Genomic DNA, 25,240 nt, shown 5'->3' on the forward strand with positions numbered 1-25,240 from the left:
CGCGCCCCCCTGTGTAGACTGGCGCGCACTTTCATGAGGGATTTCTATGAGCACACCAACGACAAAACCAGCACCGGGCCCGGAATTCTGGGAACGCGCCGACCAGGTCATCGCCCTGGCCAATGAACAATGCATGCACAGCGGCGGCAATGAAGTGGCCACCTCGCTGCTGTACGCGGCCGCCCGCTTCAACGCCTTCCTCGTCGCCAGCAAGAGCAACGACGTGGCCAAGATGCAGGAAGAGAAGGAAGGCGCCGTGGCCTTCTTCACGGAACAGTACAAGCGCATGCTGACCGACAACTTCAACGACTACATCACCAACTTCGACAAGTACACGCAACCGTCGTCGGCCCCCAAGGGCTGATGTCCGCAGCCAGCCTGGACGGCCACCGCGCCCGCGCCACCCATGCCGGCAGCGTCCTCGACGGCACGGTGCGTTACGCGCCGCTGCAATCGCTGTGGCTGCTAGCCATGCTGGCCGGCGCCGTGACGGGCGCCCTGCTCTTCTTCAGCTGGATGGGCCTGCTGCTGTTTGCGGCCGGCACGGCCGTCGTCCTGCTGTTCGGCCACTCGCTGGGCAGCCACCGCAAGCTGATCCACAACAGCTTTGCATGCCCGCCATGGCTGGAATATGTACTCGTCTACCTGGGCGTGCTGGTGGGCCTCAGCGGCCCGCTGGGCCTGCTGCGCCAGCACGAGCTGCGCGACTATGCGCAGCGCCTGCCCGCTTGCCATCCCTATCTGCGCCACGGCGCCGGCTTCTGGCGTGATGCCTGGTGGCAATTATTCTGCCGCCTGGAACTCGACCACCCGCCCCACATCGCCATCGAGCCGCGCATCGCGCTCGACCGCTTTTACCGTTTCCTGGAAAGAAGCTGGATGCTGCAGCAATTGCCATGGGCCGTGCTGTTCTATGCCTGGGGCGGCTGGGGCTTCGTCTGCTGGGGTGTCTGCGCGCGGGTCAGCGCCGGCGTGCTCGGCCATTGGCTGATCGGCTACTTCGCCCACAACCATGGGCACATGCACTTTCATGTCGACGGCGCCGCCGTACAAGGCAGGAATATCCGCCTGACGTCGCTGCTGACCATGGGCGAATGCTGGCACAACAACCATCATGCGTATCCGGGCTCAGCCAGGCTGGGCCTGCTGCCGGGCGAATGGGACCCGGGCTGGTGGATGCTGCTGCTCTTGCGGTGCCTGGGCCTCGCGTCAGGCCTGCGCCTGCCGCAAGACCTGGCGCCGCGGCCGGAACTGCGCCGCCTTGATGGCGCTGGCGGTCAGGCGTCGTCGCCGCCGGCCAGATAATTGTTCTTGACGCGCACATAATGCTCGGCCGAATAGCGCAGGTAGGCGATCTCCGCCTCGGTCAGTGCGCGCACCTTGACAGCGGGACGGCCCACGTACAGATGGCCGCTTTCCAGCACCTTGCCCGGCGATACCAGGCTGCCCGCGCCCAGCATCACGTGCTTTTCCACCACGACGTCATCCATGACGATGCTGCCCATGCCGATCAGGCATTCGTCGCCAATCGTGCAGCCGTGCAAGATCACGGAATGGCCGATGGTCACGTATTTGCCGATGGTCAACGGTGACCCGTCGGGCTTGGCCGCATTCCTGTGCGACACATGGCCCATGGAAAAGTCCTGGATATTGCTGCCCTCGCCGATGACGATGCGGTTGACGTCGCCGCGCAGCACGCTGTTGCACCAGATGGAACAGTCGTCGCCGATCTGCACATCGCCAATCACTTGCGCCGTGTCATGCAGGTAGACTCTTTCGCCCAGCACGGGACGGGTATTCAGGTAGGAACTGACAGGCATCGCTTTCTCGCTTTTCATTAATTAGTAGACATTCACACCCAGCCGGCCGCCAGCGCAAAAATCGCCAGGCCATGGGCCAGCGATGCGCCCAACAAGCCGGCACGGCAATATACCAGCCCCGCCACCACGCCTTCGATCACGGTGAACACGAGGATGGGCGCGCCCACCTGCGTGACGGTGGTGGCGAGAAAGGCGTGGCACAGGCCGAACAGCAGGCCCGACACCAGCGCCGCGCGCCAGGCGGGCAGCCAGGCGCGCAATTGCTGCTGCAGCAAGCCGCGGAACAGCAATTCCTCATAACAGTTGGCCGCCAGCGCAAAGCCCAGCAGCAAGGGCAGCGTGGATGGCGCGACGGGCGCCAGCGACGGCAAGCCGAACAGCGCTTTCAAGCCCGCCGCCAGCGCAACGATCACGCACGCGCCCGCCACGCCGAGCAGCACGGACAGGGCTGGCCGCATGCCCAGCCAGCGGATCTGGCGGCGCGCCTCGCTTTCCAGCCAACACGTGCTTGCCACCAGCCCCAGCGACATGGCGCCCAGCGCCAGCAAGACCGGTGGCGGCGCCGTGAAGCGCAAGCCGCCCGCCGCCACTTGCCAGTAGCCGTGCGCCGTCATCGCGTCGCGCGCCAGCACGAAAAACAGGATATGCACGAGCACGCGCAGCAGCGGTACCGTCCGGGGAATAGCCAGCAGCAAGGCGGCGCAGACGAGGAAGGCAGGCGTGATCGCCAGCAGATACTGCGCCAGGGAAGTCAGGTCGTCCATCGTTCACATCGGAGAAAGTACGGTGCCAACGGGCACGGGCGCAGCAATTGTATGCGCCGCCTGGCAACATGGGCAACCTGTCTTGCTATGCCGCCTTGCGCCAGCCATGCATCAGCCCATGCGCAGCCAGCCCCGCCGCCAGTCCCCACAGGGCGCCGCCCACGCCCAGCAGGGTCACGTTCGCGGCCGTGGCCAGGAAAGTAATCAGGGCCGTTTCGCGCATGCGCACGTCCGCCATCGCCTGCGCCAGGCTGTTGCCGATGGCGCCCAGCAGGGCCAGGCCCGCCAGCGCCGTGATGAAGGGGCGCGGCAGGACCATGAACAGGCTGGCCAGGGTCACGCCAAAGATGCCCACGAGGATGTACAGCACGCCACACGCCAGGCCCGCCACATAGCGCTTCGACGGGTCCGCATGGGCATCCTTGCCCGTGCAGATGGCGGCCGTGATGGCGGCCACATTGAAGGCGTGCGCGCCGAACGGCGCCATGAGCAGCGAACCGAGGCCCGTCACCGTCAAAATCGGATTGGCGCTGACGGCGTAGCCGTCATTGCGCAGCACCAGCATGCCGGGCATGTACTGGCCCGTCAGCGTAATCAGGAACAGCGGCAGCGCCACGCCCAGCAGCGACGCCACGGAAAAGCGCGGCATCTCGAACACGGGTGCGGCCAGGGCCAGTTCGATGCCTTGCGCATCGATGCGCCCCTGCGCCAGCAGCAGGGCCAGGCCGATCAGCATGATGCCCACCACGGCAAAACGTGCCGTGAAACGGCGCAGCACGGCGTACGACAGCAGCAATACGACGACCAGCACCGGGTCGGCGCTGGCGCCGCCAAATGCGTTGACGCCAAACTGCAGCAAGATGCCGGCCAGCAATCCGGCAGCGATACCGCCCGGTATCAGCCGCACCAGGCGCTCGAAGGCGCCGGACATGCCCAGCACAATGAAGGCGATGGCGGAAATGATATACGCGCCGATCACCTCGGCATACGGCGTATGCGGCATGACGGTGGCCAGGAAAGCCACGCCGGGCGTGGACCAGGCCGTGATGATGGGAGCGCGGTAGCGGTAGCTGAGCCAGATGCCCGTCACGCCCACGCCGATGCTCAGCGACCAGACCCAGGACGCCGTCTGCGCAGCGCTCAGCTGGGCCAGATGGGCGGCCTGGAACACCAGCACGAAGGTGCCGCCATAGTTGACGAGGACGGAGATGAAGGCCGCCATGGCGGGGGACGCCAGGTCGCGCCAGCGCGTCCGGTCGGCCATCGCGGTGGTGGTGGTGGTTGCTGTCATGTGTATGCCCCTGCCATTGAAAGGGAGCATCTTAATGGTCACATGGACTGCTCAGGCAGGCCAATTTCTTCACATACGGCAGACCACTTGCGCGCTCACCCCAGCGCTCACCCCAGCGCGCGGGCCAGGCGGACGATGCCGCTGTCGATCTCGTGCGGCGTGAGCGCCGCAAAGCCCAGCAGCCAGCCGCCGCGTTCCGGCGGCGTCGCGTACAAGCGGCTCAGGCCAGGCAGCACGATGCCCGCCTGCGCCGCCAGGCGCAGCGTGTCCAGCTCGTCCCTGCCCTCGTGCAACAGACATGGCATCTGCAAGCCGCCCGGCGGCAGCTGCGCCGTGACGACGTGCGGCAAATGCCGCTGCACGGCCTGCGCCATCGCATCGCGGCGCACGGCGTAGACCTTGCGCATGGCGCGCACATGGGCCGCGAAATGGCCATCGGCGATGAAACGGGCCAGTGTCAGCTGGTCCAGCTGCGGCGTATGACCATCGAGAATGCTGCGCGCATACGTCATCGGTTTCACCAGCGCGGGCGGCAGCACCATGTAGCCGATGCGCAGACCGGGATACAGCGACTTGGCGAAGGTGCCCAGGTAAATCGTGCGCTGCTGTGCGTCGAGCCCCTGCACGCAAGCCGTCGGCAAGCCCGCGTAGTGAAACTGGCTGTCGTAATCGTCTTCGATGATCCAGCCCTGGCGCTCGGCCGCCCAGGCAGTCAGCGCGAGGCGGCGCTCGAGCGCCAGGGTGGCGCCCGTCGGGTATTGATGCGACGGCGTGACATAAATCGTGTTGGCTCCGCTGCGGTCCGCGCGCAGGTGGTCGATGGACAGGCCATGCGCATCGACGGGCACGGGCACGATCTGCAATTGCGCCATCTCGAACGCCTTGCGCGCGCCGAAATAGCCGGGATCTTCCATCAGGATGGGGCCATGCGCGTCGGCCAGCACCTGCGCGCACAGGTACAGGGCCTGGCGCGTGCTGCTCAGCACCAGCACCTGGCCGGCCGTGGCCCGCGCGCCCCGCTCCAGGTTCACATAGTCGGCGATGGCCTGGCGCAGCGGCTCGGCCCCTTGCGGGTCGCCGTGCAGCAGCATGCCCGCATGGTGTTCGCCGGCCGCCTGGCGCCGCAAGCGCTCCCACACGTCGAGCGGAAAGGCCCGCGTTTCCGGCAAGCCCGTGGCAAACGCCTTCACGCTTTGCTGGTCGGCCACGCCGCCGCTGGCGAGTATCTGCGCGCCGCGCGCGCTGAGCGCCATCGGCTGCGCGGACAAGGGCGGCAGCGTCGTCGCAGGCTTGCCCAGCAAGCTCGCGCCTATCGTCGGCGAGACGAAACTGCCCGATCCCGCTTGGCGCCGCAGATAGCCATCGAGACGCAGCTGCGCATACGCCATTTCCACCGTGTCGCGCGACACGCCCAGCGATTGCGCCAGCGTGCGCGTGGCCGGCAGGCGCACGCCGGGCGCCAGCACGCCGTCGAGTATCAGCTGTCGCAGCGCGCGCTGCACGCGCACGCGCAGGTCGAGCGCCGCCAGTCCGGGAGCGGCGAGGCGGATTTTCAGGGTGTCGAGTTCGAACTGCTGCGTCATATGGCCTTGGCGCGCGCCGCATCCACGGCCGCCATGCTGCTGGCCAGCGAAAAGCCATGCTGCTGCAGCACCGCCACCAGCTGTTCGCCGGCGCAGCCCAGGCGCAGGTTTTCCGCCACCCAGTCCTGCCACTCGCGGCTGATGTCCGGCATCGGTTCATCGTCCAAGGTGAGACCGAGTATGCAGCTGGCCAGCAAGCCGTTGATGCGCTTCGTGTCGATCAGGTGCTGCACCACCGCGTGGCCCGAGTGGGGAAACGGATGCAGGGTGCAGCGGCCGAAGGCGGCCAGGCGCTGTGCGTGCATGGCGTCGAGGTTCACCGATTCGCTGGCGCTGGTGCCGGGATTGGCCACGTCAGGCCGCGTGCCGAACAGCAGGTGCATCCGCGTATATTCGGTGGCCCTGGCGCGGCACAGGGCCGCCAGGTCGTAATAACCCGAGGCCGGAGGATCCTGCGCCAGCGACTCCATCACGGGCAGCCAGCGCAGCTCGTGATACAAACGCGCCTGCTGCACGTCGAGAAAAGACAGCGGCCCGAAGGCGACGATTTGCTGCGCCTCGAGCAGCAAGCCATACATGACGGCCGCGTAACCGCCCATGGACTGGCCGAGGGTGGTAACCTGACTTGGCGCGATGCGGCGCACGAGCTCGCGCAAGGCTTGCGCCGTTTCGTCGACATGATTGCCCAGCCCCGCGATGCGTCGGTGGTACCAGGCGTTGCCCGAATCGCGCACGAGGATCTTGTTCAGATGCTGCCCGCTGGCCTGCTCGAGCTTTCTCAGGCGCCCGTAGAAATCAAAGGCGGGACGCGTCGTCCACGAGACGAAGCCGAAGGCGATGACCAGCGGCGCGCCGGGCACGATGCGGTCGATCAGCACGTCGTCGCCAGTGGTGGCGACCAGTCGGTTATCCAGCGCTTGCGCTTCCAGCATCGGCCCGGCTCCCCGATCAAGGTTAAAACAATGGAAGCATGAGTGTAATGCCAGGACTGGCAAAATGGAAACAATCGCCGCTGCGGTACGCCGGCCGGCGCGAAAAATCTGCTAGGCTGCAGGCATACCACCCATCACAGGAGCATCCCATGCTGCATCGCCTGACGCATCGTTTCAAATACCTGTGCCTCGCCACTGCCATCGCCATGGCTGGCGGCTGCGCCGCCACAGCCGACAGCGCCAAGCCGGACACGGGCCTGACGCCCACGTACAGCCTGACGAATACCTACTGGAAGCTGACGGAACTCGATGGCGCCCCCGTGACGATGGCGCCCGGGCAGGAGCGCGAAGTGCGCATCACCCTCACCGACGATGGCAAGGTCCATGGTTTTACGGGCTGCAACCGCGTCATGGGCGGCTATACCTTGACCGGCAATACCCTGCGCTTCACGCAGCTGGCCGGCACCCGCATGGCCTGCCCGCCGCCGTTGATGCAGCTGGAAAGCGCCGTGCTGGCCAATTTGAACAGCGTGACGGGCTACCGTTTCGAAGGCGAGTACCTGATCCTGCTCAAGGATGGCGCGCCCGTGGCCAGGTTTGAATCGGTCTACCTGTGAAATAAAAACCGGCTGCCGTTACAATGGCTTCCAACCCATCAATTGGAAGGAAGCCATGTCCGCACTGCCCTCGCCGTCGTCATCCCCAACACCATCGGCCGCCGGCCGCTACCGGGCTTTTCTTTTCGACATGGACGGCACCGTCATCAATTCCATCGCCGCCGCCGAACGCATTTGGGGCACCTGGGCGCAGCGCCAGGGCCTCGACGTGGCGACCTTTCTGCCCACCATCCATGGCGCGCGCTCGGTCGACACCATCGCCAAGCTGCGCTTGCCCGGCGTCGACGCGCAGCGCGAATCGCAGGGCATCACGGATGCGGAAATCATCGATGTGGAAGGGATTATTGAAATCGCGGGCGCGCTGCGTTTTTTAACGTCGCTGCCGCCCGCGCAATGGGCCATCGTCACCTCGGCGCCGCGCGCGCTGGCCACGGCGCGCCTGAAGGCGGCCGGCATGCCGATACCCGCCATCATGGTGACGGCGGAAGACGTCAAGGCGGGTAAACCAAAGCCCGATTGCTACCTGCTGGCGGCGGAAAAACTGGGCGTGGCGCCCATGGATTGCCTGGTGTTCGAGGATGCCTCTGTCGGCATCGAGGCGGGCGAGGCAGCCGGCGCGAAGGTCATCGTCGTCACTGCCACGCATGCGCACCCGCTGGCCACGCGCCACCCGGCCATCGCCAGCTACGAGGGCATCGTGGCGACCGTCGATGGCGACGGCTTTATTGTCCTGGCCGAGACGGCTGCAGCACCCGCGACAAGATAGCCTGCTCCAGCGCGGCGAAATCCGCATGGCCGCGCTGACGCGGGCGCGGCAAGTCCACCTGCACGTCCATGGTGATCTGGCCATCCTCGATCAGCAGCACGCGGTCGGCCAGCGCCACCGCTTCGGCCACGTCATGCGTCACCAGCACTGCCGTGAAACCGCGCGCCAGCCACAGCGACTCGATCAGCTGCTGCATCTCGATGCGCGTCAGGGCGTCGAGCGCGCCCAGGGGTTCGTCGAGCAGCAGCAGTTGCGGCTCGTGCACGAGCGCGCGCGCCAGCGCCACGCGCTGCTTCTGCCCGCCCGACAGGGCCGACGGCCAGTCGTCCGCCCGCTCGGCCAGGCCCACCGTCCACAGCGAGGCGGCCGCCGCGCCGACGGAACGGGGCAGGCCCAGGGCCACGTTGTCGAGCACCGTCTTCCATGGCAGCAGCCGCGATTCCTGGAACATGATGCGGATGTCGGGCGCCCCGACACCGCTGCCGATGGCGACGCTGCCTTCATCGATGCTTTCCAGCCCCGCGATCGAACGCAGCAAGGTGCTCTTGCCGCAGCCGCTGCGTCCCACGATGGCGACAAATTCTCCCGCCTCGAGCTGCAGGTCGACGTTTTTCAGCACGGGGCGGCTGGTGTAGGATTTGCTCAGCTTCGTCAGTTCCAGGGGCACGCCGCGCCGTTGCAAAGGGGTGGATGGCGCCGTCTTCGCCTGCGGCGGCGCGCTGGCCGGGTCGTATTGCACGAAGTGCGACAAAAAATCCGTTTCGATCTGGATGGGGGCGAGCAGCATGGTGTCCTCTTCAATCATTAGCGGTAGGCGGGATTCCAGCGCAGGCAGTGGCGTTCCAGCCGGCGCGAGAACAAATCGGCCAGCTTGCCCAGCAAGGCGTACAGCAAAATCCCCACCAGCACCACGTCCGTTTGCAAGAATTCGCGCGCATTCATGGTCATGTAGCCGATGCCGGCCTGCGCCGAGATGGTTTCGGCGACGATCAGCAGCACCCACACGAGCCCCAGCGAAAAGCGCACGCCAACCAGAATGGAGGGCATGGCGGCCGGCAGGATCACGTCGCGGTACAAAGGCCAGCCGGACAAGCCATAGCTTTTCGCCATTTCGATCAAGCCCTGGTCGGCCGAGCGGATGCCGTGGAAGGTGTTCAGGTAGACGGGAAAGAAGACGCCGACGGCCAGCAGGAAGAGTTTCGCCGTCTCGTCGATGCCGAACCACAGGATCACCAGCGGAATCAGGGCCAATGCCGGGATGTTGCGCACCATTTGCAAGGTCGTGTCGAGCAGGGTTTCCGCATGGCGGAAGCTGCCCGTCAATAGGCCCAGCAGCAAGCCCAGTCCCGCGCCCACGGCGAAACCGACGGTCGCGCGCCACAAGCTCGTCTTCAGGTGCAGCCACAATTCGCCCGACACGGCCAGATGCCAGAAGGCTTTCGCCACGGCCCACGGCTCGGGCAGGATGCGGCTCGACAGCCAGCCCCACTGCGACGCCAGCTGCCAGGCCAGCAGCAGCGCCACGGGCAAGGCCCATGGCGCCAATGCATTGCGCCACGGCGCGGCGCTTGTCCGTTTTGTGGTGCCGGCCGCCATCTCAGGCCGCCTTCTTCTGCGGCGCGACAGGCACGATATTGCTGGCCATGACTTCGCCGAAGGGGCCGCTCAAGGATTGCTCGCCCACGGCCTTGCCCTTGCCCAGCAGCGGGAACACCAGTTCGGCGAAGCGGTACGACTCTTCCAGGTGCGGATAACCGGAGAAAATGAAGGTGTCGATGCCCAGGTCCGCATATTCCTGCATGCGCGCCACCACGGTCGGACCGTCGCCCACGAGGGCCGTGCCCGCGCCGCCGCGCACCAGGCCCACGCCGGCCCACAGGTTGGGCGACACTTCGAGCTTGTCGCGCCGCCCGCCGTGCAGAGCCGCCATCCGTCGCTGGCCCACGGAATCCATCTTGCCGAACGCCGCCTGCGCCTTGGCGATGATGTCGTCGTCCAGGTGGCTGATCAGTTCATCGGCCGCGCGCCAGGCCGCTTCGTTGGTCTCGCGCACGATCACGTGCAATCGGATGCCAAAGCGTACCGTGCGGCCTTTTTTTGCGGCACGCGCGCGGATGTCGGCGATTTTCTCGGCAACGGCGGCGGGCGGCTCGCCCCACGTCAGGTACACGTCCATCTGCTCGGCCGCCAGTTCGTGCGCCGGCTCCGACGAGCCGCCGAAATACAGGGGCGGATACGGTTTCTGCACGGGCGGATACAGGGTTTTCGCGCCCTTCACCTGGATATGCTTGCCCTCGAAATCGTAGCCGGCCGCGCCGCCCTCGCCCGCCAAGGTGGCGCGCCACACCTTGATGAATTCATCGGAGATTTCATAGCGCTTGGCGTGGTCGGCAAACAGGCCGTCCGCTTCCAGCTCGCCCTGGTCGCCGCCCGTGACGACGTTGATCAGGAGACGCCCGTTCGACAGGCGGTCGAACGTGGACGCCATGCGCACGGCCAGGCCGGGCGTGGACAGGCCGGGGCGCACGGCCACCAGGAATTTGAGCTTTTGCGTCACGCTGATCAGCGACGATGCCACCACCCACGCGTCTTCGCAGGAGCGGCCCGTGGGCAGCAGCACGCCGTCGTAGCCCAGCGTGTCGGCGGCCACGGCCACCTGGCGCAAGTAATCGGCATCGACGGGGCGCGCGCCCTGCGACGTACCCAGGTAGCGGCTGTCGCCGTGGGTAGGAATAAACCAGAAGACATTCAATGACATGATATTTGTTCCTTATTTTGTGCTGGTGGCCAGCTGACGCGCCGGCAGCAGCGCATCCTTGACGACGATGGGTTTCGGAATCAGCTTCAGAGCGGAAAACGCGTCGGCCACCCTTTGCTGCGAGGCGATGACGTCGACGGAGACGGGTTTGACGCCATACGCATAGCGCGAGGCGGCCAGCGCCACGACATCCTTGCCCAGCCCCGTCTGCGCCGACAGGATCGTCGCCACCTCGTCCGGGTTGTTGCGGCCCCAGTCATCGACCTTGGCCACTTCATCGAGCACGATGCGCAGGATTTCGGGATTTTTTTCCGCATATGTACGCGAGGCGAGATAAAACTGGTAGTTCGCCACCAGGCCCTTGCCGTCGGCCAGCACGCGGGCGCCCAGCTGCTTTTCGGCGGCGGCCAGGAACGGGTCCCAGATGGCCCACGCATCGACGCTGCCCCGCTCGAAAGCGGCGCGCGCATCGGCCGGCGGCAGGAACACGGGCTGGATGTCGGCGTACGCGACGCCGGCCTTTTCCAATGCCTTCAACAACAGGTAATGCACGTTCGAGCCCTTGTTCAGGGCGATTTTCTTGCCCTTCAAGTCGGCCAGGGTGCGCAGGCCCGAAGCCTTGGGCACGACGATGGCTTCGCTGGCCGGGGACGCCGGCTCATTGCCGACATACACCAGGTTGGCGCCGGCCGCCTGGGCAAAGATCGGCGGCGCCTCGCCCACGGTGCCGAAATCGATGCTGCCCACGTTCAAGCCTTCCAGCAGCACGGGGCCGGCCGGGAACTCCGTCCATTTCACGCCCACGCCCTGCTCGGCCAGGCGTTTTTCCAGCGTGCCACGCCCCTTCAACAACGTCAGGGTGCCGTATTTCTGGTAGCCAATACGCACCTGCAGCTCCCCCTTGGCCTGCGCCTGCGCTGCGGCCGGCATGCCGGCCACCATCACGCCGGCAGCAGCGGCAAACAGCAAGCCCAGGGTGGTACGGCGCGAGAGGCGTTGTGCGTGGCGGTGTGTCATGGCGGTTCCTTGGTCGGTGAATGGTCAGGCGGCTTGAAATCGGGGTGCGTAAGGCTGGTCATGCAGCGAACGCACGGGAGGCGGGACTTCTGCCGGCGCGGGCGGACGCCGGTGCTGCAGCACGAACAGGCCGGCAGACAGCTCCTCGATGCCGGCCTGCACGCGCGCGGCAATCGGCGCGTCCAGGCTCAAGCCCCCCTCGTCGTGCCACGCCAGCTGCTGCGCATTCGCATAAATGCTGGTGAAGACCTGTTTGGCGCCCAGCGCATGGAGCACGGGGCGCAGCGCATAGTCGAGCGCCAGGGTGTGGGCATGGCCGCCGCCCGTGGCCAGCGGCAGCACCAGCTTGCCGGCCAGGCCATCCTGCGGCAGCAGGTCGAGGAAGGCTTTCAGCAAGCCCGTATAGGAGGCCTTGTAGATGGGCGTGGCGATCACGATGGCGTCGGCATCGGCCACGGCGCGCACGGCGCGGGCGATCGCCGCATCGTCGTAGTCGGCCAGCAGCAAGGCGCGCGCCGGCAGGTCGCGCACATGCAGCTGGGCGTAGCTGTGGCCCTGCAGCGCCAGCTGTTCGCCGATATGCAGCAGCAAACGGCTGGAACTCGATGGGAGTTGCGGGCTGCCGCCCAATAACAAGATGCTCATGTGATGCCCGTCCCTGTACGTGATGGTTTGATTTGGCTACTTGGATGCTTGCAGCCTATCGCCATCAGCGGCCCGACAAAACGAATGCTTTCGCGCTTCGATATGCGTTTTTTGTCTATCCGGGCCTGACGCCCCGCAAGCGAAGACGCTCCTCCCCACATGGCTTTTTTCGCATATCCATGCGCGGTTTTCTTCGTGTACGGCGCGCGCCCGGCGGTGCAATATCGGCCTCATCGTCTTTCTGGAATGTCACCCATGTCTAGCGTTTTTCTCCATGCCGCCCGTCCTCAGCCGCCTGTGCCGGAACCCCTGCAGGACGCCATCAGCATCGCCACGTCGCTGGCCGCGCGCCTGGCCGAAACGGCCAATGCCCGCGACCAGGCCGGCGGCCATGCGGCGCAGGAACGCGAATGGCTGCGCGAGTCAGGCTTGCTGACCCTGTCGATTCCCGTGGAATTCGGCGGCCAGGGCGCGTCGTGGCCCCTCGTGTACCAGGTGATCCGCATCCTGGCGCGGGCCGACAGCGCGCTGGCGCATGTCTTCGGCTTCCACCATCTGCAACTGGCGGGCCTGCAGCTGTATGGCAGCGCACAGCAGCAGCGCCGCCTGCTCACCTTGACCGTCGACGAGCGCCTGTTCTGGGGCAATGCCCTCAACCCGCTAGACAAGCGCGTCACGGCCAGCGACAGCGGCGACGGCTACGTCCTCGACGGCATCAAGAGCTTTTCTTCCGGTTCCGTCGGCTCCGACTGGCTGACCGTCTCCGCCTGGCACGCGCCCACGCAGACGGCGCTGATCGCCGCCCTGCCCACGCGCCAGGATGGCGTGACCGTGCAGGCAGACTGGGACGCCTTCGGCCAGCGCCAGACGGACAGCGGCAATGTCCGCTTTGAAGGAGTCGCCCTGCCGCGCGAACTGGTGCTGCAGGCACCCGCGCAGGCCGCCACGCCGCAAGCCACCGTGCGCTCGCAGATCGCGCAGCTGATCATGGCGAATTTATACCTGGGCATCGCCGAAGGCGCGTTCGAGGCGGCGCGCCGCTACACGGGCGAGCAGGCGAAAGCCTGGTTTGCCTCGGGCGTGGCGCAAGCGACGGATGACCCTTTGATACAGCACCGCTACGGCCAGCTGTGGCTCTTGCTGCGCCCCGCGCAAGTGCTGGCCGACGCGGCGGCGCAGGAACTGGAAAAGGTCTTCCGCAAGGGCGCGCTGGTGACGGCGCGCGAACGGGGCTTGCTGGCCGTGGCCGTGGCCGAGGCGAAGTGCCTGGCGCACAAGGCGGGACTGGAGATCAGCAGCCAGATGTTCGAACTGACGGGCGCGCGCTCCACCTCGGCCCAATACGGCTTCGACCGCTACTGGCGCAACGTGCGCGTGCATACCCTGCACGACCCCATCGACTACAAGCTGCGCGACCTGGGACGCTTTGCCTTGACCGGCACGGTACCCGAGCCGACGGCGTATTCATAATTCACACACCAAGGAGCCACCATGACCATCGCCCGCCGCAGCATCGTCCTCACCGCCCTGACCCTGGCCTTGACGGCCAGCTTCACCCACGCCAAGGACCCGAAAGACATCACCATCGGCACCAGCGCCGGGCCGTATGCGGACCAGATCAAGCTGGGCATCAAGCCCATCCTGGAAAAACAGGGCTACAAGGTCAAGCTGGTCGAGTTCAACGACTATATCCAGCCGAACTTCGCGCTGGCGGAAGGTTCACTCGACGCCAACGTGTTCCAGCACATCATCTACCTGAAGAAATTCGCGCTCGAGCACAAGCTGGCCCTGACGGACCTGATCACGATCCCCACGGCGCCGATCGCCATCTACAGCAAGAAGCACAAGACGCTGGACGACGTGAAGGAAGGCACGACCGTGGGTTTGCCGAACGATCCGACCAACCAGGCGCGCGCGCTGGTGCTGCTCGACCAACTGGGCTGGATCAAGCTGCGCGCCAGCTTCGACCCCGTGCGCGCGTCGGAAAAGGATATCGCCGTCAACACGAAGAAAATCAAGCTGCTGCCGCTGGAAGCGGCGCAACTGCCACGCTCGCTGGGCGACACCGATTACTCCTTCATCAATGGCAATTACGCGCTGGCGTCGGGGCTGAAACTGACGGACGCGCTGGTGGCCGAGAAGATCTCGCCCAACTACATCAACCTGGTGGCCATCCGCACGGCCGACAAGGACAAGCAGTTCGCGAAAGACCTGGCGGCCGCCTACCGCTCGCGCGAATTCCTCGACATCACGAATAAACACTTTGCCGGCTACTCGAAACCCGACTACCAGCAAGCCTTGCAGACGGCGGCCAAATAAGCCATGGCCAAGACGATACGCTTCAACGCCTTCCAGATGAATACCGTCGGCCACCAGTCGCCGGGACTGTGGACGCATGCGCGCGACCGCAGCCACCGCTATACCGATCCTGCACACTGGACGGAACTGGCGCGGCTGCTGGAAGCGGGCCTGTTCGACGCGGTTTTTCTCGCCGACGTGCTGGGCGTGTATGACGTGTACCGGGGCAGCCTCGATGCGGCCCTGGAACACGGCGTGCAGGTGCCGCTGAACGACCCGCTGGCGCTCGTGCCCATCATGGCGCAAGCCACCACGCACCTGGGTTTCGGCGTCACCTGCGCCCTCACCTATGAACATCCGTACACGTTCGCGCGGCGCATTTCCACCCTCGACCACCTGACCGGCGGGCGCATCGGCTGGAATATCGTCACTGGCTACCTCGACAGCGCGGCGCGCAACCTGGGCTTGCAACAGCAACTGGGTCACGACGAGCGCTACGACCTGGCCGACGAATACCTGGAAGTGGTCTACAAGCTGTGGGAAAAGAGCTGGGACGACGACGCCGTCGTCAACGACAAGGCGCGCGGCATCTACGCCGATCCAGCCAAGGTGCATCCGATCAACCATGCCGGGCGCCACTACCAGGTGCCCGGCATCCATTTGTGCGAGCCGTCGCCGCAGCGCACGCCGCTGCTGTACCAGGCGGGCACCTCGCCGCGCGGCACGCGCTTCGCGGCGCGCCATGCGGAAGCGACGTTTGTCAGCGGTCCCAGCAAGACGGTCGTCAAGCGCTACGCCGACGACTTGCGCGCCGCCGTGCGGCAAGGCGGGCGCGATGGCGAAGCGCTGCTGATCTACGCCCAGGCGCTGGTCATCACGGGCGCCACGGAGGCAGAAGCACGCGCCAAACACGCCGACTACTTGCGCCACATCAACATCGAGGCGGCGCTGGTGCTGCTGTCGGGCTGGACGGGCGTCGATTTCAGCCGCTATCCGCTCGACGCCACCATCGACTACATCGATTCCCCGGCCGGACGCTCGGCGCTGGCCTCGTTCAGCCAGGCCGACCCGGACCGCACGTGGACGGTGCGCGAGGCCGCCGAATACATCGGCCTGGGCGGGCGCGGCCCCGTGCTCGTGGGCGACGCGCGCCAGGTGGCCGACCAGCTGGAAAGCTGGCTGGACGAGACGGGCATCGACGGCTTCAATCTCGCCTTCGCCGTGGCGCACGACAGCATGGCCGACGTGGTGGAACACATCGTGCCGGAACTGCAGCGGCGCGGCCGCTACCGCACCCGCTACGAGGAAGGCAGCTTGCGCCACAAGGTCTTCGGCCAGGGCCCGCGCCTGCCCGCCAGTCACGCGGGCCGCCAGGTCAGCATCGCGCCTTTGGCCCCGCCCGGCGCCACGCTGGCCGCCGCCTGAGCGCCTGCTAGCCAGACGACGCCCTGGCCGGCATGACTGCCAGCGTTTGCATCGCGCCCCGTTCCGTGTCAGCATATGCCACCCTGGCAACACGGATAAGGATCGCAATGCCCCTCACACCACCACGCGCGCTGGTCCTGGCAATGCTGCTGGGCAGCCCCGCCACCCAGGCACAAACATCTGCGCCAGCCACGCCGCCGACGCCTGGCTGCGAAGTCTGCGCCGCCTGGAACGAGGACCAGACGCCGTTCCGCATCTTCGGCAATACCTATTATGTGGGCGTGAAAGGCCTCAGTTCCGTGCTCATCACCTCGCCGCAGGGCCATGTGCTGATCGACGGCGGCTTGCCGGAATCGGCGCCGAAGATCATCGCCAATATCGGCGCGCTGGGATTTCGCATCGAGGACGTCAAGCTGATCCTCAATTCGCACGGCCATATCGACCACGCGGGCGGCCTGGCCGAGCTGCAGCGGCGCAGCAATGCGCTGGTGGCCGCCAGCCCGTCGGCCGCGCTGGACCTGGCGTCGGGCGAAGTGGGGCCGGACGACCCGCAATACCACGCGCTGCCCAAGTATCCGCCCGTCAAGGACATGCGCTTGGCGCGCGACGGCGGCCAGTTCAATGTCGGCCCCATCAAACTGACGGCGCACGCCACGCCGGGCCACACGCCCGGAGGCCTGAGCTGGACGTGGCAATCGTGCGACGGCCCCCGCTGCCTGAACATGGTCTACGCGGACAGCCTCAACGCCGTCTCGCGCCCCGGCTTCAAGTTCAGCGCCAGCAGCGAGTATCCGAACGCGGTGGCGGACCTGCGCCACAGCTTCGAGACCCTGGAAAAGCTGCCTTGCGACGTGCTGATCTCGGCCCACCCGGAAGCGTCGCAGCTATGGGAACGCCTGGAAGCGAGCGCCACGGCCGGCAGCGAGGCCTTCGTCGACCCGCAGGCCTGCCGCGCCTACGTGGCGGCGGCGCGCACCTTGCTCGAGGCGCGGCTGGAGCAGGAGCGATAGGCTTGTCAACCGTGCACGCCGGCGCGGCGCGTATCTGCTAATCTGGCGTCATTCATTTGAAGAAGGAAATGCCATGTTCAAGATCGCCAGACTGATTCCCCTCGCCGCCATCGTCGCCATCACGGCCGGCTGCGCGCAAACGCCCGTGCGCAGCGATGCGGCCGCCGCCGCGCCAGGCGCCACCTCGCCCGCCAAGCCGGCGCCGAAGCTGACGGGCACGCAGTGGAAGCTGAAGGAATTGAAGGGCAAGCAAGTGGTGCGCAAGGCGCCTGAACAGCGCGAAGTGACCCTGCAGTTGGCCGAAGGCCGCGCCAGTGGCCACAGCGGCTGCAACCAGATGATGGGCGGCTACACCAGCGATGGCGTCAGCACCTTGAACTTTGGGCAGCTGGCCGGCACCATGATGATGTGCCAGCCGCAGGACATGGACCTCGAACGCGAGCTCCTGACCACCCTGGGCGAAGTCAATGGCTACCGCTACGCGGACCAGGAATTGCTGCTGCTGAAGGATGGCGTGCCCGTGGCCCGCTATGAAGCGCTGACGGTGAAGTAAGGTTTTTGCAAAGCCAGGCGCCACGCCCGGCTTGAAGAGTGCCCGAAAAACGTTCAGGGCAAGGCGCAGCGCCGCAGGCAGTACGCTAGTACGGCCAGGCGCTGTAACGCCGCCATGGACGTTTTCTCGGCCACTCTTCAATCGTTGCGCATCTGCGCCTGCGATACATTGCTATTCGCCGGCACGCTCTGCGTCAGCCACACATTCCCCCCGATAGTCGATCCCGCGCCGATGGTGATGCGCCCCAGCACGGTCGCGCCCGCGTAGATGACCACGTCGTCCTCGACGATGGGATGGCGCGGCGTTCCCTTGATCAGAGCGCCGGAAGCATCGGCGGGAAAGCGCTTGGCGCCCAGGGTGACGGCCTGGTACAGGCGCACGCGCTGGCCGATGATGGCCGTCTCGCCGATCACCACGCCCGTGCCATGGTCGATGAAGAACGATGCGCCGATGTGCGCGCCCGGGTGGATGTCGATGCCCGTCAGGGTGTGCGCGATGTCGGCGATCAGGCGCGCCAAGAAAGGCGCGCCGAGCGCGTGCAGCTGGTGGGCCAGGCGGTGGTACAGAATGGCGATGGTGCCCGGATAGCACAGCATGATCTCGGCCACCGAGGTGGCGGCCGGGTCGCCCGCATAGGCGGCCTGCACGTCCGACACCAGCAGGGCGCGGATGTCGGGCAGGCTGGCGGCGAAGGCGCGCGTGATGTCGCGCGCCTGCTGCGCCAGCGCCGCATCATCGCTGGCGCCGTTCTGTTCATCGCCAGCTGGTATGGAAAATAGCAAGCCGCGCCGCACCTGCTCGCTGAGTCGGTTCAGAGTCGTGTTCAGCGTGTCGCCGACAAAATAGTCGATGCTTTCATCGGTCAGATTCGGACGCCCGTAATGCGTGGGGAACAGGGCCGCCGACAGGCCGTTGACGATGGTGGTGAGCGCTTCGCGCGACGGCAGTTCACGCACCCTGCCGTTATGGCGGATCTTGTGCTTGTCTTCGCGCGAGCTGCGCAGGGCCTGGATCACGGGTCCCAGGTTCCACTGGGCCGTGTCGTCGGCGGGCGCCGCCGGATAAATACTGTGCATGGCGTATCACTTCCAAAAAGCGGCTAACAAGCCGGGTCGCCCCAGCTTAACGGTGACGGCAAGCGGTGCAAACGAAGAATTCCAAGGTTTCATATGCGAAAAACGCATATGGATGGCAAACCACCGCGGCGCCGGACCCGATTCCCGCCGCTAGCGTAAAATGACGGACTAACAAAAACACTCTTCCACATGACTAAATTATTAACCTGGATTTTGGCGGGCCTGGCGATGGTCGGACCGCTTGCAATTGACACCTATCTGCCGTCGTTCCCCGCCATCACGCAAGATTTCAATGCCAGCCCCCTGCTGGTGCAGCAGACCCTGAGCTTTTTCCTGTTCACGTTCGCCTTCATGATGCTGTTTTACGGCACCCTGTCCGATTCGTTCGGCCGCCGTCCCGTGATCCTCGTTTCGCTGGTGCTGTACGTGATCGCTTCCGTGGGCGCCGCGCTGGCGCCGTCGCTGGGCTGGCTGCTGGCCTGGCGCGTGCTGCAGGGCCTCTCGGCGGGCGCCGGTTCCGTGATCGGCCGCGCCATCGTGCAAGACCGCTATTCGGGCGCCGCCGCGCAGAAAATCCTCTCGCACATCATGATGGTGTTCGCACTGGCTCCGGCCATCGCGCCCGTGCTGGGCGGCTGGCTGCAGGTCAGCCTGGGCTGGCGCTGGATTTTCTGGTTCCTCACTGCTTTCGGCGTGCTGATGTTCGTCGTCGTCTGGCGCGCGCTGCCGGAAAGCCTGTCGAAGGAGCAGCGCCACGCCTTCCACCTGGGCGACATCGCCGTCAATTACTGGAAAGTGCTGTGCCACCGCCAGTTCCTGCTGCTGTCGACGGCCATCGGCGCCGCCTTTGGCGGCTTCGCCCTGTACATCGGTTCGGCCGCCTACTTCATCATCAACATCCTGCATTTGCCGGAAACGGCCTTCGCCTGGCTGTTCATTCCCCTGATCAGCGGCATGGTGTTCGGCTCGGCCCTGTCGGCGAAGATCGCCCACCGCTACAGCCAGCGCCAGATGATCTGGGCCGGCTTCATCTTGATGCTGGTCGCCGCGCTGGCCAACATCGGCTATAACTACTTCTTTGCCGCCGAAGTGCCGTGGGCCGTGCTGCCGCTGTTCTTCTACTCGTTCGCCCTGTCGATCGCCATGCCGCCGATGACCCTGATGGCCCTGAACCACTTCCCCAACAACAGCGGCTTGGCGTCATCGATGCAGTCGTTCATCCAGATGCTGCTGTTCGCGCTGGTCTCGGGACTGGTGGCGCCGCTGCTGTTCGACAGCGCGCTGAACCTGGCGTATGGCGTGATGGCGGGGCTGCTGGTGAGTTTGGTTTGCTGGGTGTTTGCGCAAGGGAAGGCAGAAGCGTAGGTCGGATTAGCGCGCAAGCGCGTAATCCGACTGCATCTGCCTACCATGTTGTCGGATTACGGCCCTTCGGTCCTAATCCGACCTACAACCAAGATAGAGGCACGATGACGGCCAAGGTTACGGCCACGGTGCCGGCGTCACATCCTGGTATTGCGCCCCGCCCTGCTCCGGTTCCGCTTCATTGTTCAGCGATGGCTGGTTCAAGGAACCGGCCGGCGAACGCAAACTCAATATCTCCTTGCGCGTCTCGACGAAGTCGGCGGAACTGAGGGGGTGTTGCTGGTCCGGCCAGTGGCTGACGGCCCATTCCTGCAACGCTTCGAAGCGCCGCCACAGTTCGGCGATGAATTCGCGGCGCGCCTCTTCCTCCTGCTGCGGCGTCTTTTCGGCGCCTTCCCCGATATGTACTTGCATGGCTGCTCCCTGGCTGATCAATCGTCCTGCCAGACTACGCAGGGACCAGCCAGGCGTCTGTTCGCGAACGAACACAGGATTTATTCAGGCATCTTGCGAAAGCCCACGGCCAGGCGGTTCCAGGTATTGATGGAGCCGATGGCCAGGGTCACGTTGACCATTTCCGCCGGCGTCAATTGTTCCGCCAGCGCCGCGTAGTCTTCGTCGGACGCATGATTCTGCGGCAGCAGGGTCAGCGCCTCCGTCCAGGCCAGCACGGCCCGCTCGCGCGGCGTGAAGAACGGCGTTTCGCGCCAGACGGAGACGGCATACAGACGGCGCTCCGTTTCGCCCGCCTTGCGCGCGTCGCTCGTGTGCATGTCCACGCAAAAGGCGCAGCCATTGATTTGCGACGCGCGCAGGCGGATCAGCTCGAGCAGCGAATGTTCCACGCCCAGTTTGGCGATGGCCGCTTCCAGCGCATACATGGCCTTGACGGCGTCGGGCGAGGCTTGCGTGAAATCGAGTCGTTGCTGTGTCATGATGCATTCCTTGATAATGAGAGATGCACCATTGTAGAAGCGCAGCAAGTACGCGCGGCAGGCCAATCCTCCCGAAAAACAGCAGACCACCAACAGATACTCCATGGAATTACACATCCTGATCGACGGCACGCGCGACCTGGGCGGCCAGCTGTACCGCCAGCTCAGCGAAGCGATTCGTTCGGGCCGGCTGACGGACGGGCAGCAATTGCCGCCCTCGCGCCTGCTGGCCAGCCAGCTGGGCCTGTCGCGCAAGACGGTGTCCGACGTATATGAAAAGCTCGGCTATGAAAAGCTGCTGGTCGGCAAAGTGGGCGTGGGCAGCTTCGTGCAGACGCCGCACGCCTCGCCGCAGCGCCGCCATGCGAGCGCGCCGCTGGCCAGCGCCCAGCGCATCGCCCGCTGGGAAGCGACGCCCACGCCCCTGCGCCGCGCCAGCCAGGAAACGCCGGCACGCTATGCATTCATCGGCGGACGTGCCACGCCCGCGCATTTCCCGCAGGATGAATGGCGCGCCTGCATGCTGCATGCGCTGCGCCAGGGCGGCCAGGCGCGCGGCCGCTATGGCCCCGCGGAAGGCTTGCCCGCCTTGCGGGCGGCGATTGCCGGCCATGCCGCCTTCAGCCGCGGCATCCATTGCACTGAGGAACAGGTGCTCGTCACCAGCGGCGCGCAGCAAGCCTTGCACCTGCTCGCGCTGACCCTGCTCGAGCCGGGCGACACGGTTGCCGTGGAAGAACCCGGCTACCCGGTGGCGCGCGCCGTGTTCGCCAGCCAGGGCGCGCGCGTGGTGGGCGTCGAAGTGGACGAGGATGGGATCATCGTCGCGCAAATCCCGGACGGCACGCGGCTGATCTATGTCACGCCCGCCCATCAATTTCCGCTCGGCATGCCGATGAGCATGGCGCGCCGCCATGCCCTGCTGGAACGGGCGCAGCAGCTGGGCGCCATCATCATTGAGGACGATTACGACAGCGCCTTCCGCTACGAGGGCCGGCCCGAGGATGCGCTGCAAAGCATGGACCGCTACGGCATCGTCGCGCACGTGGGCAGCTTTTCCAAGATCATGCTGCCGGAATTGCGCCTGGGCTATGTTGTGCTGCCGCAAGCCATCGTGGCCGCCATGCAGACGGTGAAATACCTGAGCGATTGCCATACGGCCAGCCTGGGCCAGCATGCGCTGGCCAAGTTCATCGGCGATGGCCATTTGCTGCGCCATATCCGCCGCTGCCACGACATCTATGCGGGGCGGCGCGAACGGCTGCAGCACTGGTTCAACGGTCCCTTGGCCCCATGGTTCCGCCTGGTGCCGGCCAGCGCCGGCTTCCACGTGGCGGCGCTGGCGCAGGCGCCGCTCGATATCGCCGAATTGCTGCGCCGCGCGCGCCTGGCCGACGTCAGCCTGTATGCGCTGGCCAGTTTTTACCATGGCCCCGCCCGCCATGAAGGCCTGTTTCTCGGCTATGGCGCCATTGACAAGCTCGATATCGATATGGCACTGGCCATCGTGCTGGCGATCCTGCAAGAGATGGCGCCCCTGCCTCTCAGCGGGGTTGCCAGCCGGGTTGCCAACGATAGTGCCCCGTGATCGGATAACTGAATAAAATATTTTCCTCGCGCGCGCCCTCGCCGATGTTGTGGATGATCAGCGGCACGCCGCCCCACGACTGCTTGTCGCTGACGATGCCGATGTGCGTGAGGTTGCGCGGCAGGCGCCAGGTGACGATGTCGCCCGCGCGGTAAGCGTTTGCTTCCTTGCTTGGCGGCAGGCTGGTGCCGTGGCGGGCAAAGTAGGTCCCCAGGTTCGGCACGCGCCGGTGGTCGATATTGCGGTCCGGCCCCTTCATCTGCCAGCGGCCCTGTTGCTGGTACACCTGCCACGCCTTGCGCATGTCTTCGTGCACGAGCACCTGCAAATCCTGCCCAAGTTTACGGTAGGCACGCACGACCACGTCCGTGCACACGCCGCGCTCGAGCGGCACGTCGCCGCCCGGATAGGCCAGGCGTTCGTAGCGCGGGTCGTACTGCAGGGTCACGCCCACCTGGCTGCGGGCGGCGGCGACGAGGGCTTGCGGGGTGGCAGGGGCTGCCGACGCCAGCAGGGGCGCCAGGGCAAGCATCAGGAGGGAGAACAGTTTGATTGGCATCAACGTCGGTGATCAGATGGAAATGCCAACTTTACCGCAGCGGCAAGGAAAACGCCGTACGCTTAGACGGCGGCCAGCTGCGCCAGGTGTGCGGGAAAATCCACGGCCGGGCCGGCCGCATTGATGGTGTCGAAATAATCATGCCAGCCCGTGGCGGCGATGCCGGCCAGCAAGGCGTCCAGTGCCGCCTCGTCCGGGAAGCGCCAGACGGCATAGAATTGCTGGGGTGCCGCATGCAGCTTGCCGCCGTCGATGGCGCCCATGGCCAGCGCTTCGGCGCCGCTGCCCGACAAGGCCGCCATGCCGGCGCCCACCGTGGCGAAATACGCCTGGCGCGCGGCGCCGTCGAGGGCCAGCCAGGCCGGTTTCGGGCTGTACTGTTCTAACAGGTAATGCATGTTTGTCCTCCAAAGAATCAAGTAAGCGAACGCTGCGCCCGCTTGCAAATGCGTGCCGTGGCGGCAGTGGGGCTGTCCAGCAGCCATTGCGCGCACAGGCTGCGCACCCAGTCCGGCTGGCTCTTGGCCGCATCGTTGAGCCAGTTGGCCACGGAATCCTGCACGTAGACGGCCGGGTCGGCGCGCAAGGCTTGCAGCAGGGGCAAGGCCAGCTGCGGCTCTTCCTTTAGCTGGGCGATATGCGCGCACCACACGCCGCGCGGGCGCAGCGCTTCGCAGGCAAAGCGGCGCACTCTTTCCGACGGGTCCGCCGTCCACGGCGCCAGCAGCGCGATGGCATCCAGCAAATGCGCGGCCAGCCGGGGCCGCAGCGCCAGCCAGGCCCATTCGCGCACGCCGAAATGGCCATCGTCGGCCAGCGGCCGCATGGCGGCCAGCTGTAGCGGCAAGGTCAAGCCCGCTTGGGCGGCGATGGCAAAGCAGGCCCAGCCCCGCACCGTGTCGGACGGGTGCACTTGCAGCATCGCCGGGTCGGTGCCGGCATCGAGCAGCAATTGCGCCGCCAGCGCCATGCGCCCGGTGATGCCGGCGGCGGCCTGCGCGCGCATCCGCTCCAGGCGGGCCACACCGATAGCGGGCACGGCTGCAGCCAGCAGCTGGGCAAAATCGATGGCCAGCCCTTCCGTCAGGGTGGCGCTGGCCACCGCTCCCTGGTTCAGCAGGGCCAGGCGCGCGGGGGCGATATCGGCGACGCCGCGGCTCATGCAGCACCCTGCATTTCACCCTTATCCGTCTTGCGCCAGGCTTTTTCCAGCAGCGCACTCAATAATTGCATTTCTTCCGGCGTGAAATCGGCAAACAGGCTGGCGATCCATTGCGCGTGCTCATCGACCAGGGTGGCGGCCGCCGCGTCTCCCTTGGCACTGAGGCGCACCAGAAGCTTGCGCCGGTCGACCTGGTCCGCGTGGCGCGCCAGGAAGCCGTCGCGCTCCAGGCCGTCGAGCAAGCCCGTGATGGTGCCGCGCGTCACGCCGGCCCGCTCGGCCAGTGTGTGCGGCGAGAGTCCATCGGGCACGTCGCGCAGCAGGGCCAGCAGCACGAACTTGCCTTCCGACAAGCCATGCCGGCCCAGGCGCGCGGCGCAATCGCCATCGATGGCCGATGCCAGGCCCAGCACTTCAAAGCACAGGCGCAAGCGTCCGACGGATGCCGGCATGTCGGGGCCGAGCGAGCGGCGCTGCACGTCACCGAGCAAGGCCGTGTATTTCTGTTCGAGCTTTATCATATGGTGCAATATAATATGGCACCATACCAAATGTCAAATGGAAAACCTGAACGGCTTTCCCTTGTGCTTAGAAACGCGCCTTGTCCCTCGCCCACGCAACGATGGCGTTGGCATCGATGGCACCGGGCTGGCGCGCCACTTCCACACCGCGCAAAAACAGAGCCAGGGTGGGAATGCTGCGGATATTGAAACGGCTGCCCAGGTCCGGCGACGCTTCCGTATTCACCTTGACGACGCGAAATGCCGGTTCCAAGGTCCTGGCGGCTTGCACATAGAATGGCGCCATGCTGCGGCACGGGCCGCACCATGGCGCCCAGAAATCGACCAGCACGGGAATGTCGCTGCGTTCGATATGCTTGAGGAAACGGGCGCTGGCCAGGTCCACTGGCTGGCCCGTGAATAGCTCCTTCTGACACTTGCCGCACGTGGGCTGTTCCGTGAGCCGGGCCGCCGGCAGGCGGTTGACGGCGTCGCAATGGGGGCACACGATGTGCAGGGAGTCTGGCGTGGTCGAGGTCATGGCATTCCTGGAAAGCGTAGCGTCAAGTTGACGGA

29 protein-coding genes are annotated in these 25,240 nt (G+C 65.9%); 11 read left to right on the forward strand and 18 right to left on the reverse strand.

Annotated features, from left to right (window positions below; genetic code table 11):
* The first annotated feature begins 46 nt into the window (after positions 1-46).
* Both CSQ95_RS04750 and CSQ95_RS04755 read left to right on the forward strand, forming a co-directional pair.
* Positions 47-364: a DUF3144 domain-containing protein gene (locus tag CSQ95_RS04750; protein ID WP_034782889.1), complete on the forward strand. Its 318-nt coding sequence runs from the start codon at positions 47-49 to the stop codon at positions 362-364.
* Entirely contained in the window at positions 364-1,305 is a 942-nt protein-coding gene (locus CSQ95_RS04755; RefSeq protein ID WP_099408688.1) for an acyl-CoA desaturase, read from the forward strand. Before CSQ95_RS04750 ends, CSQ95_RS04755 begins: the two co-directional genes overlap by 1 nt.
* On the opposite strand, the gene CSQ95_RS04760 is transcribed toward CSQ95_RS04755, so the two are convergent.
* The 5 genes from CSQ95_RS04760 to CSQ95_RS04780 form a co-directional block, all read right to left on the reverse strand.
* Complete coding sequence (locus CSQ95_RS04760) at positions 1,278-1,820, reverse strand: gamma carbonic anhydrase family protein (protein WP_099408825.1); 543 nt, start codon at positions 1,818-1,820, stop codon at positions 1,278-1,280. The two genes, CSQ95_RS04755 and CSQ95_RS04760, sit on opposite strands and share 28 nt — an antisense overlap.
* 32 nt (positions 1,821-1,852) lie before the next feature.
* Positions 1,853-2,584, reverse strand: a complete 732-nt coding sequence (locus CSQ95_RS04765; protein ID WP_099408689.1) for a CPBP family intramembrane glutamic endopeptidase — start codon at positions 2,582-2,584, stop codon at positions 1,853-1,855.
* 85 nt (positions 2,585-2,669) lie between these two features.
* Positions 2,670-3,848, reverse strand: a complete 1,179-nt coding sequence (locus CSQ95_RS04770; protein ID WP_099408826.1) for a benzoate/H(+) symporter BenE family transporter — start codon at positions 3,846-3,848, stop codon at positions 2,670-2,672.
* 134 nt (positions 3,849-3,982) lie between these two features.
* Positions 3,983-5,458 carry a PLP-dependent aminotransferase family protein gene (locus tag CSQ95_RS04775; protein WP_099408690.1) on the reverse strand — a complete coding sequence of 492 codons (1,476 nt, stop codon included), beginning with the start codon at positions 5,456-5,458 and terminating at the stop codon, positions 3,983-3,985.
* The gene (locus CSQ95_RS04780; RefSeq protein WP_099408691.1) at positions 5,455-6,390 is read right to left on the reverse strand and encodes a hypothetical protein; all 936 of its coding nucleotides are present in this window, start codon (positions 6,388-6,390) and stop codon (positions 5,455-5,457) included. Before CSQ95_RS04780 ends, CSQ95_RS04775 begins: the two co-directional genes overlap by 4 nt.
* Before the next feature lie 149 nt (positions 6,391-6,539).
* On the opposite strand from CSQ95_RS04780, the gene CSQ95_RS04785 reads away from it, so the two are divergent.
* A complete protein-coding gene (locus CSQ95_RS04785) occupies positions 6,540-7,007 on the forward strand; it encodes an META domain-containing protein (protein ID WP_180278954.1) in 468 nt (155 codons plus the stop codon).
* A 55-nt stretch (positions 7,008-7,062) separates the two neighbouring features.
* Positions 7,063-7,773, forward strand: a complete 711-nt coding sequence (locus CSQ95_RS04790; protein WP_099408693.1) for an HAD-IA family hydrolase — start codon at positions 7,063-7,065, stop codon at positions 7,771-7,773.
* Here the strand turns inward: CSQ95_RS04790 and CSQ95_RS04795 are convergent.
* The 5 genes from CSQ95_RS04795 to ssuE are packed head-to-tail and all read right to left on the reverse strand — an operon-like array spanning position 7,730 to position 12,193.
* The gene (locus CSQ95_RS04795; protein WP_099408827.1) at positions 7,730-8,560 is read right to left on the reverse strand and encodes an ATP-binding cassette domain-containing protein; all 831 of its coding nucleotides are present in this window, start codon (positions 8,558-8,560) and stop codon (positions 7,730-7,732) included. The two genes, CSQ95_RS04790 and CSQ95_RS04795, sit on opposite strands and share 44 nt — an antisense overlap.
* 17 nt (positions 8,561-8,577) lie before the next feature.
* Positions 8,578-9,369, reverse strand: a complete 792-nt coding sequence (gene ssuC, locus CSQ95_RS04800; RefSeq protein ID WP_099408694.1) for an aliphatic sulfonate ABC transporter permease SsuC — start codon at positions 9,367-9,369, stop codon at positions 8,578-8,580.
* 1 nt (position 9,370) lies between these two features.
* Complete coding sequence (ssuD, locus tag CSQ95_RS04805) at positions 9,371-10,531, reverse strand: FMNH2-dependent alkanesulfonate monooxygenase (RefSeq protein WP_099408695.1); 1,161 nt, start codon at positions 10,529-10,531, stop codon at positions 9,371-9,373.
* Between the two features lie 12 nt (positions 10,532-10,543).
* Positions 10,544-11,548 carry a sulfonate ABC transporter substrate-binding protein gene (locus tag CSQ95_RS04810; protein ID WP_180278955.1) on the reverse strand — a complete coding sequence of 335 codons (1,005 nt, stop codon included), beginning with the start codon at positions 11,546-11,548 and terminating at the stop codon, positions 10,544-10,546.
* 24 nt (positions 11,549-11,572) lie between these two features.
* The gene (ssuE, locus tag CSQ95_RS04815) at positions 11,573-12,193 is read right to left on the reverse strand and encodes an NADPH-dependent FMN reductase (RefSeq protein WP_099408696.1); all 621 of its coding nucleotides are present in this window, start codon (positions 12,191-12,193) and stop codon (positions 11,573-11,575) included.
* Positions 12,194-12,448: 255 nt separating this feature from the next.
* Between ssuE and CSQ95_RS04820 the strand changes: the two genes are divergently transcribed.
* The 5 genes from CSQ95_RS04820 to CSQ95_RS04840 all read left to right on the forward strand — a co-directional run bounded on the left by CSQ95_RS04820 (position 12,449) and on the right by CSQ95_RS04840 (position 17,479).
* Positions 12,449-13,663, forward strand: a complete 1,215-nt coding sequence (locus CSQ95_RS04820; protein ID WP_099408697.1) for an acyl-CoA dehydrogenase family protein — start codon at positions 12,449-12,451, stop codon at positions 13,661-13,663.
* Positions 13,664-13,684: 21 nt separating this feature from the next.
* On the forward strand, positions 13,685-14,512 hold the full coding sequence (locus tag CSQ95_RS04825; protein WP_099408698.1) for a MetQ/NlpA family ABC transporter substrate-binding protein: 828 nt from the start codon (positions 13,685-13,687) through the stop codon (positions 14,510-14,512).
* A gap of 3 nt (positions 14,513-14,515) precedes the next feature.
* Positions 14,516-15,916 carry an LLM class flavin-dependent oxidoreductase gene (locus CSQ95_RS04830; protein ID WP_099408699.1) on the forward strand — a complete coding sequence of 467 codons (1,401 nt, stop codon included), beginning with the start codon at positions 14,516-14,518 and terminating at the stop codon, positions 15,914-15,916.
* A gap of 107 nt (positions 15,917-16,023) precedes the next feature.
* On the forward strand, positions 16,024-16,926 hold the full coding sequence (bla, locus tag CSQ95_RS04835) for a subclass B3 metallo-beta-lactamase (protein WP_099408700.1): 903 nt from the start codon (positions 16,024-16,026) through the stop codon (positions 16,924-16,926).
* 73 nt (positions 16,927-16,999) lie between these two features.
* Positions 17,000-17,479, forward strand: a complete 480-nt coding sequence (locus tag CSQ95_RS04840; RefSeq protein WP_099408701.1) for an META domain-containing protein — start codon at positions 17,000-17,002, stop codon at positions 17,477-17,479.
* Positions 17,480-17,616: 137 nt separating this feature from the next.
* Here the strand turns inward: CSQ95_RS04840 and epsC are convergent, their stop codons facing one another.
* The gene (epsC, locus tag CSQ95_RS04845) at positions 17,617-18,555 is read right to left on the reverse strand and encodes a serine O-acetyltransferase EpsC (RefSeq protein WP_070218250.1); all 939 of its coding nucleotides are present in this window, start codon (positions 18,553-18,555) and stop codon (positions 17,617-17,619) included.
* Between the two features lie 189 nt (positions 18,556-18,744).
* Between epsC and CSQ95_RS04850 the strand changes: the two genes are divergently transcribed.
* The gene (locus CSQ95_RS04850) at positions 18,745-19,920 is read left to right on the forward strand and encodes a multidrug effflux MFS transporter (RefSeq protein ID WP_099408702.1); all 1,176 of its coding nucleotides are present in this window, start codon (positions 18,745-18,747) and stop codon (positions 19,918-19,920) included.
* Between the two features lie 117 nt (positions 19,921-20,037).
* Here the strand turns inward: CSQ95_RS04850 and CSQ95_RS04855 are convergent, their stop codons facing one another.
* Together CSQ95_RS04855 and CSQ95_RS04860 are read right to left on the reverse strand one after the other, a co-directional pair.
* Positions 20,038-20,334 (reverse strand): hypothetical protein, encoded by a 297-nt coding sequence (locus CSQ95_RS04855; RefSeq protein ID WP_070218319.1) that lies wholly within the window; start codon positions 20,332-20,334, stop codon positions 20,038-20,040.
* 80 nt (positions 20,335-20,414) lie between these two features.
* Positions 20,415-20,855, reverse strand: a complete 441-nt coding sequence (locus CSQ95_RS04860; protein ID WP_099408829.1) for a carboxymuconolactone decarboxylase family protein — start codon at positions 20,853-20,855, stop codon at positions 20,415-20,417.
* 103 nt (positions 20,856-20,958) lie between these two features.
* Here CSQ95_RS04860 and CSQ95_RS04865 point away from each other — a divergent pair, with 103 nt between their 5' ends.
* A complete protein-coding gene (locus CSQ95_RS04865) occupies positions 20,959-22,443 on the forward strand; it encodes a PLP-dependent aminotransferase family protein (protein WP_099408703.1) in 1,485 nt (494 codons plus the stop codon).
* On the opposite strand, the gene CSQ95_RS04870 is transcribed toward CSQ95_RS04865, so the two are convergent.
* The 5 genes from CSQ95_RS04870 to trxC all read right to left on the reverse strand — a co-directional run bounded on the left by CSQ95_RS04870 (position 22,400) and on the right by trxC (position 25,205).
* The gene (locus CSQ95_RS04870) at positions 22,400-23,002 is read right to left on the reverse strand and encodes a DUF1287 domain-containing protein (protein ID WP_099408704.1); all 603 of its coding nucleotides are present in this window, start codon (positions 23,000-23,002) and stop codon (positions 22,400-22,402) included. The genes CSQ95_RS04865 and CSQ95_RS04870 overlap by 44 nt on opposite strands.
* 62 nt (positions 23,003-23,064) lie before the next feature.
* Positions 23,065-23,400, reverse strand: a complete 336-nt coding sequence (locus CSQ95_RS04875) for a DUF6616 family protein (RefSeq protein ID WP_099408705.1) — start codon at positions 23,398-23,400, stop codon at positions 23,065-23,067.
* A gap of 17 nt (positions 23,401-23,417) precedes the next feature.
* Positions 23,418-24,164 carry a DNA alkylation repair protein gene (locus tag CSQ95_RS04880; protein ID WP_099408706.1) on the reverse strand — a complete coding sequence of 249 codons (747 nt, stop codon included), beginning with the start codon at positions 24,162-24,164 and terminating at the stop codon, positions 23,418-23,420.
* Complete coding sequence (locus tag CSQ95_RS04885; protein WP_218963582.1) at positions 24,161-24,682, reverse strand: MarR family winged helix-turn-helix transcriptional regulator; 522 nt, start codon at positions 24,680-24,682, stop codon at positions 24,161-24,163. The genes CSQ95_RS04880 and CSQ95_RS04885 overlap by 4 nt, the downstream gene beginning before the upstream one ends.
* Before the next feature lie 70 nt (positions 24,683-24,752).
* A complete protein-coding gene (gene trxC / locus CSQ95_RS04890) occupies positions 24,753-25,205 on the reverse strand; it encodes a thioredoxin TrxC (RefSeq protein WP_099408708.1) in 453 nt (150 codons plus the stop codon).
* Positions 25,206-25,240 lie beyond the last annotated feature (35 nt).

The sequence above is a fragment of the Janthinobacterium sp. BJB304 genome (assembly GCF_002735765.1).
GTDB lineage: Bacteria > Pseudomonadota > Gammaproteobacteria > Burkholderiales > Burkholderiaceae_D > Janthinobacterium.